Raw genomic sequence first — 7838 nt, forward strand, 5'->3', positions numbered from 1 at the left:
CACGACGCCTGGCACGCACATCCGCTGCGTTGTCGAATCGACCGAGTAGCCCACTACGAGGACGATCCTCCGCCTTGCGGCTGCACGCACCAGGCGCCGCGGGCCCCGCCCTGGCGGGCGGAACGGCGCTACTTTCAAAACACGCCCTAGCGGCGGCGGCAGCCCAGGACATCGCTCAGGGGAGCCGCGCGAAGAGGTCGACGCCATTGCCGTCCGGGTCGCCCACCACGGCGTAGCGCTGACCCCAGAAGGCGTCCCAGGGGGCCTTGTGCCCTTCGTACCCGGCATCGGTCAGCTCGGCGTAGAGCTCGTCGACCTCGGTGGGTGAGTCGCAGAGGAACGCCAGGCCGAACCGGCCGCCGCCGCGGGGGCCGGGGTCGAAGCCGGGGTCGAAGGACCGGATGGTCGCCTCGGTGTCCCAGGCGATCCGCAGTCCGCCCGGGAGTGCGGCCTCGACGTGCGGCTCGTCATCGGCGTCGGCGGGGATGTCCAGGCCGAGCCGGCGGTAGAAGGCGAGGGAGGCGGCCATGTCGGCGGTGGCGACGCCGATGAGATCGAAACGTGGTGTCATGCGTCGCACGCTAGGCGGTGCGATGGCTGCCGGTCTTGAACGAATCGGACGTGGCGCGAGCACGTCTACCTCGCGGGCTGTCCCGCCCGCAATGTCGACCGGCACCATACGTGCGGTCAGCCGCATGGTCTCCGGTTCCAGGTTTCTTCCAGTTGCGCAACGGTGCCCGCCGGAAGGCAAATGGACCCTTCCCTTCCGGCTTGTTGCTGGTCAAGCTCGTGCGACCACGGGCAGTCCGAAGAGCAGGCGAGGGTGATCATGGCCAGAGACGACGGCGCAGCGACCGGCACCGGCACGGAACCGGACGCGGGGGCGCCCGAGCAGGAGAACGTACTGGCGCGGGTCGCGCTGCGATTCACCGCGTTCACCGAACGATGGCTCCCCGACGCCTTCGGATTCGTCCTCGTCGGCACGTTCGTGATCTTCGCGCTCGGGCTGGGGACCGGCGAGAGCCCCACCTCACTCGTGGACGCGTGGGGGAAGGGCTTCTGGTCGCTGATCGAGTTCACCCTCCAGATGGCGATGATCATCATCGGGGGATACGCGGTCGCGGTCTCCGCTCCCGTCGCCAAACTCATAGCCCGTCTCGCGCGCATACCGAAGTCGCCGCGTTCGGCCATCACCTTCACCGCCGCGGTGGCGATGTTCAGCTCGTATCTCAACTGGGCGTTCAGCCTGATCTTCACCGCCATCCTCGCCAAGGAGATCGCCCGCGTCGTCCGCGGCGTCGACTACCGGGCGCTCGGTGCCATGTCGTTCCTCGGACTCGGTACGGTCTGGGCGCAGGGGCTGTCCGGATCCGCGGCGCTGCAGGTGGCCAGCACCGTCTCCAGCCCGAAGCCCGTGCAGGACGTCATCGCCGAGGGACGCGACGGCGAGGGCGTCATTCCGCTCACCGACACGATCTTCACCTGGCAGAGCCTGCTGGCGACGCTGATCATCTTCGTGGTGGCGGTCGTGATGGCCTGGTTCCTGTCCCCCACGCCCGCACGCGCCAAGACCGCGCAGGATCTGGGGATCGAGCTGCGGCCGCTGCAGGAGGAGCACAAGTCAGCGGCCACCGGACGTACGCGGCCCGGTGACTGGCTGGAGCACAGCCCGGTCTTCACCGTACTGATCGCGCTGCTGGGACTGTGGTACCTGGTACGCCACTTCTCGAACGCCGAGGGCAATCCGATCGCGGCGATCGACCTCAACACGGTCAACCTCATCCTGATCCTGCTCGCGCTCTGTCTGCACTGGCGGCCGATCCGCATGGTCGACGCGGTTCGCCGGGGCAGCCCGGCGGCATCCGGGGTGCTGCTGCAGTTCCCGCTGTACGGCGGCATCTTCGGGATGATCGCGTTCACCGGCCTGTCCAAGCAGGCCGCCGGCTGGCTGGTGAGCGTCTCCAACGACGTGTTCTTCGCGCCGCTCATCGCCGTCTACTCGGCAGTGCTGGGCGTCTTCGTCCCCAGCGGCGGCAGCAAGTGGGTCATCGAGGCCCCGTACGTGATCGACGCGGCTAATCAACTGCACGTCAATCAGGGCTGGACGGTGGTCGTCTACGACCTCGCCGAGGCCTCGGCGAACCTGCTGCAGCCGTTCTGGATGCTTCCGACGCTGGCGATCCTGGGCCTCAAGGCACGGGACATCATGGGCTACACCTTCGCGATGTTCCTGGCCTGCTTCCCCGTCGTGCTGATCCTGGTCACCGTCTTCGCGCACACCCTGCCGTTCCCGTGACGCTCCCCCTGGGCCTTGCGGCCCGGGAGGTGCCCCCAGCTCCGGAGCCCGGTGAGGGATGCCAGAGTGAGGTCATGACCGAGACCGGGACCGGGATTCTGACCGTGCTGACCACGACCGACAGCGAGGAGAAGGCACGCGGGCTGGCGGCCGGCGCCGTACGGGAGCGGGTGGCCGCCTGCGCGCAGATCAGCGCGCCGGTGCTCTCCCTCTACCGCTGGGAGGGCGCCGTACAGACGGACCCGGAGTGGCAGGTGCTGTTCAAGACGAGCGCCGCCCGGTACGACGCCCTGGAGGCGTACCTCCGGGAGGCGCACGACTACGACGTGCCGGAGATCATCGCGACACCCGTGGTGCGCGGCGGCGCCGACTACCTCGTCTGGGTGGCCGAGGAGACGGATGCGGCGGACGCTGCAGACGCCGGATCACCACCCCGCGGGTGACCCGGCCTCGGTCGGCCCGGCAGCAGCGTGCCGCCGTCCCGTGAGTTATCGCGCGCCGCTGGTCAGCGCGCGGGCTACGCCCTTTTCGGGTTGCCCGAGGAAGTGCGGGTCCGGAGTGAGGAAGGCGTCCAGGGCCGCCTTGGCGGCGCCGGGGATCTCCCGCAGCCCGCCCGCGTACCAGGTGACGTCGCGCGGCTCGGGGACGGGAACGCCGTAGGACTCGATCCCGGCGGCCCGGCAGAGCGCGGCGGCGCGCCGGATGTGGAAGTCCTGGCTGACCAGCAGCGCGTGCCGGACGCCGAAGACGCGAGCGGCGCGCGTGCACGAGTCCCAGGTGTCGAAGCCCGCGTAGTCGGCGACGACCCGCCGGGCCGGGACGCCGCGCTCGGTGAGGTAGCCGCGCATGGCGTCCGGTTCGTCGTAGTCGGCGCGGCTGTTGTCGCCGGAGACGAGGATCGCGCGGACCTTACCCCGCTCGTACAGTTCGGCGGCGGTGTCCAGCCGGTGCGCGAGGTAGGGGGACGGCGCGCCGTCCCACAGCCCGGCGCCGAAGACGAGGGCGACCGGCGCGGAGGGTGCGTCCGCGGCGCCGTTGCGCAGCAGCAGATCGTCCGTCGACAGCCGTAGCCAGGTCGCGGGCAGCAGGGCCAGTACGCAGCACAGCATCAGCATCTGCAGGGCCCGCCGCGTGCGGGCGGTGCGACGTTCGCGCATGACCCTTGTGACGTCAGTGCGAACGGGGCCGGTTGCGCTCGAGCGTGACTACGCCGGCTCCACACGGACCGCGCAGGTCTTGAACTCCGGCATCCGCGAGAGAGGGTCCAGGGCGGGGTTGGTGAGGTTGTTGGCCCTGCCTTCTCCCGGCCAGTGGAAGGGCATGAAGACCGTGTCCGGGCGGATGCCGGCGGTGACGCGCGCCGGAGCCACCGCGCGACCGCGCCGGGAGACCACCGCGAGCCGGTCGCCGTCCGCGACGCCCAGCTGCCCGGCGAGCTGCGGATGGAGTTCCACGAAGGGGCCGGGGGCCGCGGCGTTCAGCGTGTCGACGCGGCGCGTCTGAGCACCCGACTGGTACTGGGCCAGGACCCGTCCGGTGGTCAGCCGCAACGGATAGTCCGCGTCCGGCTCTTCGGCGGCCGGGCGGTGCGTCACCGGTGCGAAGCGGGCGCGGCCGTCGGGTGTGGCGAAGCGGTCGAGGAAGAGCCGCGGGGTGCCGGGGTGTGTGGCGGCGCTTTCGTACGGGCCCGGTTCCGGGCAGGGCCAGAAGACACCGTCCTCCGCCGCTATGCGGCCATAGGTGATGCCCGAGTAGTCCGCCGGTCCACCCGCCGAGGCGCGGCGCAGCTCGTCGAAGACCTCTTCCGGTTCGGCGGGGAAGCCCTTCTCCCAACCCAGCCGTGCGGCCAGCGCGTTGAGCACGCCGAGGTCCGTACTTACGCCCGCGGGCGGGTCGGCCGCCTTGCGGCGCAGCAGCACGCGCCCCTCCAGATTCGTCGTGGTGCCCGTCTCCTCGGCCCACTGCGTCACGGGAAGTACCACGTCCGCCAGCTGCGCCGACTCCGAGAGCACCACATCGCACACCGCGAGGAAGTCGAGCGAGCGCAGCCGCTGTTCGACGTGGGCGGCGTGGGGGGCGGAGACGACCGGGTTGGAGCCCATCAGCAGCAGGGCCTTGACGTCCTGGCCGAGTGCGTCGAGGAGTTCGTACGCGCTGCGCCCCGGGCCCGGCAGCACCGCAGGGTCGACTCCCCACACCTCGGCCACGTGTGCGCGCGCCGCCGGGTCGTCCAGCTTGCGGTAGCCCGGCAACTGGTCGGCCTTCTGGCCGTGTTCACGTCCGCCCTGCCCGTTGCCCTGTCCGGTCAGACAGCCGTAGCCGGACAGCGGCCGCCCGGCACGCCCTGTCGCGAGGCACAGGTTGATCCAGGCGCTGACCGTGTCGGTGCCCTTCGACTGCTGCTCGGGCCCGCGTGCGGTGAGCACCATGGCGTGCTCGGGGTCGCAGAAGAGCCGTACCGCCTGGCGCAGTTCGGGCACGGACACGCCGGTGAGGTGTTCCACCAGCTCCGGCCAGTGCGCCATCGCGGCACTGCGGGTCTCGGGCCAGCCGGTGGTACGGGCGTCGATGAAGTCCTGGTCCAGTCTCCCCTCTGCGACCACCAGGTGCAGCATGCCCAGCGCGAGCGCCAGGTCGGTGCCGGGCCGTGGGGCGAGATGGAGGTCGGCCTGTTCTGCCGTACGGGTGCGCCGGGGGTCGATGACGATCAGGCTGCCGCCGTTGTTCCGCAACTCGGTCAGATAGCGCAGCGCCGGCGGCATCGTCTCCGCCAGGTTCGAGCCGACGAGGACGACGCAGCCCGTACGCGGTATGTCCGCCAGCGGGAAGGGCAGGCCGCGGTCGAGGCCGAAGGCCCTGGTGCCGGCGGTCGCGGCAGAGGACATGCAGAAGCGCCCGTTGTAGTCGATCTGGGAGGTGCCGAGCACCAGCCGGGCGAACTTGCCCAGCGCGTACGCCTTCTCGTTCGTCAGCCCGCCACCGCCGAAGACGCCCACCGCGTCCGGGCCGTGTGCGCGGCGCGCGCCGTCCAGCCCGGCGGCCGTACGGCTCAGCGCCTCCTCCCAGGTGGCGGGCTCCAGCTCGCCGCCCGCGCGGCGGCGTACCAGCGGTTCGGTCAGGCGCGCACGGGTCGCGAGCACTGCGGGAGCGGTGCGGCCCTTGCCGCACAGTGCGCCCTTGTTCACCGGGAACGCGGGCCGCGAGACGACCTCGAGGCGTGCCCCCACGCCCGCGCCCTCACCCTCCGGCACGCTCTTGGTGACGGGGCGCAGCGTCATGCCGCACTGGAGGGCGCAGTACGGACAGTGGGTGTCCGTTCCGGCGGAGGGTGCGGCAGTGACCATGTCATGCATGCACGGCACGGTATGCCACCCCTGTTACGGGCGACGTTCCCGGGGTTACGGGCCCGGCACGGTGCGCTCAGCGCGGCGACCGCTCGCCGGTGAGGGCACACGGCTGTGAGCCGATGGCAACGAGGCGTGATTCCGGCGCAACAGCCCGGCAATCACCGCTCGGCAGACTCGCGCCATGACGGCGACGCTCACGCTCACCCCGCACCCCGCATCCGGCCTCCCCGACGGTCTCGGCGGCAGGGCATCGGAGGACGCCCCCGCACTGGTCGCCGTCGCGCACGGCTCCCGCGACCCGGCGGCGCTGCGCACCGTCACCGCGTTGCTCGCCCGGGTGCGGGCGGCGCGCCCAGGGCTCCGCGTCGAGCTGGGCCACATCGAAATCGACGAACCCGCGCTCGCCGACACCCTCGGCGCCCTGAACCACGGCGACGGCGCCGTGCTCGTACCGCTGCTCTTCGGGCGGGGGTACCACGTCCAGCACGACATACCGCGCGCGCTGGCCGGCGCTCCGCACCTGCGGACGGCTCTCGCCGCGCCGCTCGGGCCGCATCCGCTGCTCGCGGCGGCGCTGCACGACCGGCTGCTGGAGGCCGGGTGGAACGGCCTGGCACGGACCGGTCCGGCCGCCGTCGTGCTGGCCTCCGCGGGTTCCCGCGCCCCGGAGTCGGCCGACAGCATGGAGCGCGTCGCGCACCAGCTGAGCGAACGGCTGGGCGGCGGGACTCCGGTGGTGCCCGCCTACGCGTCCGCCGCCGGGCCGACGGTCCCCGAGGCGGTACGGGCACTGCGTGCCCGTGGACACCGCCGCATCGCCCTCGCCTCCTGCTTCACCGCGCCCGGCCACTTCGCCGCCCGCTGCGCGGCCGTCGCGCCGGGTATCGCCGCCGCACCCATCGGTGCGCATCCGGCGCTGGCGCGGCTCGTGCTGCACCGCTACGACGAGGCGCGGGCGGCCGCTCCCGTACGGGCGTAGACACCGGCCGCCGACCGTGCCGCCGACCCTGCCGTTACCGTCGGCCTATGCACCGCACGTACGACACCGAGGTCATCGGCGGCAGATCCGGCCCCTACGGCCTGTCCGACATCGAGCGCCGGGCGCCCGAGCCCGACAAGCGGCCCGGCCGTACCGCCTTCCAGCGTGACCGTGCGCGCGTACTGCACTCGGCCGCGCTGCGCCGCCTCGCCGGCAAGACCCAGGTGGTCGCGCCGGGGTCCAGCGCGCAGGTGTGGGATGCCAGCCCGCGCACCCGGCTCACCCACTCCCTGGAGTGCGCGCAGGTGGGGCGGGAGCTGGGGGCGGCGCTCGGCTGCGACCCCGACCTGGTCGAGGTCGCCTGCCTCGCCCACGACCTCGGTCACCCGCCGTTCGGGCACAACGGCGAACGCGTGCTCAGTGAGATCGCCGCACCGTGCGGCGGCTTCGAGGGCAACGCGCAGTCGCTCCGGCTGCTCGCCCGGCTGGAGCCCAAGCGCTTCCTGGACGCGGACCCCGTCGGCCTCAACCTCACCCGGGCGACGCTGGACGCCGCCACCAAGTACCCATGGGCGCGAGGGGGTCACCCCGCCGACCCCGGCTCGCCCAAGTTCGGCGTCTACGCGGACGACCTGCCCGTCTTCGACTGGTTCCGGCAAGGGGCGCCGGGAGAGCGCACCTGCTTCGAGGCCCAGGTCATGGACTGGTCCGACGATGTGGCCTACTCCGTGCACGACGTCGAGGACGGCCTGCACGCCGGACACCTCGACCCCAACGTGCTGCACGCCGAGCCCGAGCGGCGCGACATCTTCGCCGTCGTCACCGGCCGCTACGCACCCGACGCCGACCCGGCCGAACTGGCCGCCGCACTGGACCGGTTGCTCGAACAGGAGTGGTGGCCGCACGGCTACGACGGTTCGGCCGTCGCGCAGGCCCGGCTCAAGGACGCCACCAGTCAGCTGATCGGCCGGTTCTGCCTTGCCGCGGAGGGCGCGACGCGCGCCGCCCACGGTTCCGGGCGGCTCACCCGCTACGCCGCCGAACTGGTCGTGCCGCGCGAGGTCCGGCTGGAGTGCGCGGTGCTCAAGGCCGTCGCCGACCGCTATGTGATGCAGCGCCCCGACCTGGAACGGCTCCGCGCCGACCAGCGCGTCGTGCTCGGAGAACTCGCCGCGGAGCTGACCTCCCGCGCCCCGGACGGCCTCGACCCGCAGTT

At 72.2% G+C, this 7838-nt stretch carries 7 protein-coding genes; 4 read left to right on the top strand and 3 right to left on the bottom strand.

The annotated features are described in order from the left end of the window. Window positions 1-175: 175 nt before the first annotated feature. A complete protein-coding gene (locus ACRDP3_RS10745) occupies window positions 176-571 on the bottom strand; it encodes a VOC family protein (protein ID WP_431516650.1) in 396 nt (131 codons plus the stop codon). A gap of 258 nt (window positions 572-829) precedes the next feature. Between ACRDP3_RS10745 and ACRDP3_RS10750 the strand changes: the two genes are divergently transcribed. Both ACRDP3_RS10750 and cutA read left to right on the top strand, forming a co-directional pair. After that, complete coding sequence (locus ACRDP3_RS10750; protein ID WP_431516651.1) at window positions 830-2296, top strand: short-chain fatty acid transporter; 1467 nt, start codon at window positions 830-832, stop codon at window positions 2294-2296. Between the two features lie 74 nt (window positions 2297-2370). Beyond that, a complete protein-coding gene (gene cutA, locus ACRDP3_RS10755; protein ID WP_431516652.1) occupies window positions 2371-2739 on the top strand; it encodes a divalent-cation tolerance protein CutA in 369 nt (122 codons plus the stop codon). Window positions 2740-2784: 45 nt separating this feature from the next. Here the strand turns inward: cutA and ACRDP3_RS10760 are convergent, their stop codons facing one another. After that, window positions 2785-3453, bottom strand: a complete 669-nt coding sequence (locus tag ACRDP3_RS10760) for a SanA/YdcF family protein (RefSeq protein ID WP_431516653.1) — start codon at window positions 3451-3453, stop codon at window positions 2785-2787. A 48-nt stretch (window positions 3454-3501) separates the two neighbouring features. After that, on the bottom strand, window positions 3502-5649 hold the full coding sequence (locus tag ACRDP3_RS10765) for a molybdopterin oxidoreductase family protein (RefSeq protein ID WP_431516654.1): 2148 nt from the start codon (window positions 5647-5649) through the stop codon (window positions 3502-3504). A gap of 175 nt (window positions 5650-5824) precedes the next feature. Between ACRDP3_RS10765 and ACRDP3_RS10770 the strand changes: the two genes are divergently transcribed. Both ACRDP3_RS10770 and ACRDP3_RS10775 read left to right on the top strand, forming a co-directional pair. Beyond that, a complete protein-coding gene (locus tag ACRDP3_RS10770; protein WP_431516655.1) occupies window positions 5825-6622 on the top strand; it encodes a sirohydrochlorin chelatase in 798 nt (265 codons plus the stop codon). Between the two features lie 47 nt (window positions 6623-6669). Next, window positions 6670-7838 (top strand): deoxyguanosinetriphosphate triphosphohydrolase (locus tag ACRDP3_RS10775; RefSeq protein WP_431516656.1); only part of this gene is annotated, 1169 nt, incomplete at its 3' end.

Source organism: Streptomyces sp., assembly GCF_050698815.1.
Classification (GTDB): domain Bacteria; phylum Actinomycetota; class Actinomycetes; order Streptomycetales; family Streptomycetaceae; genus Streptomyces.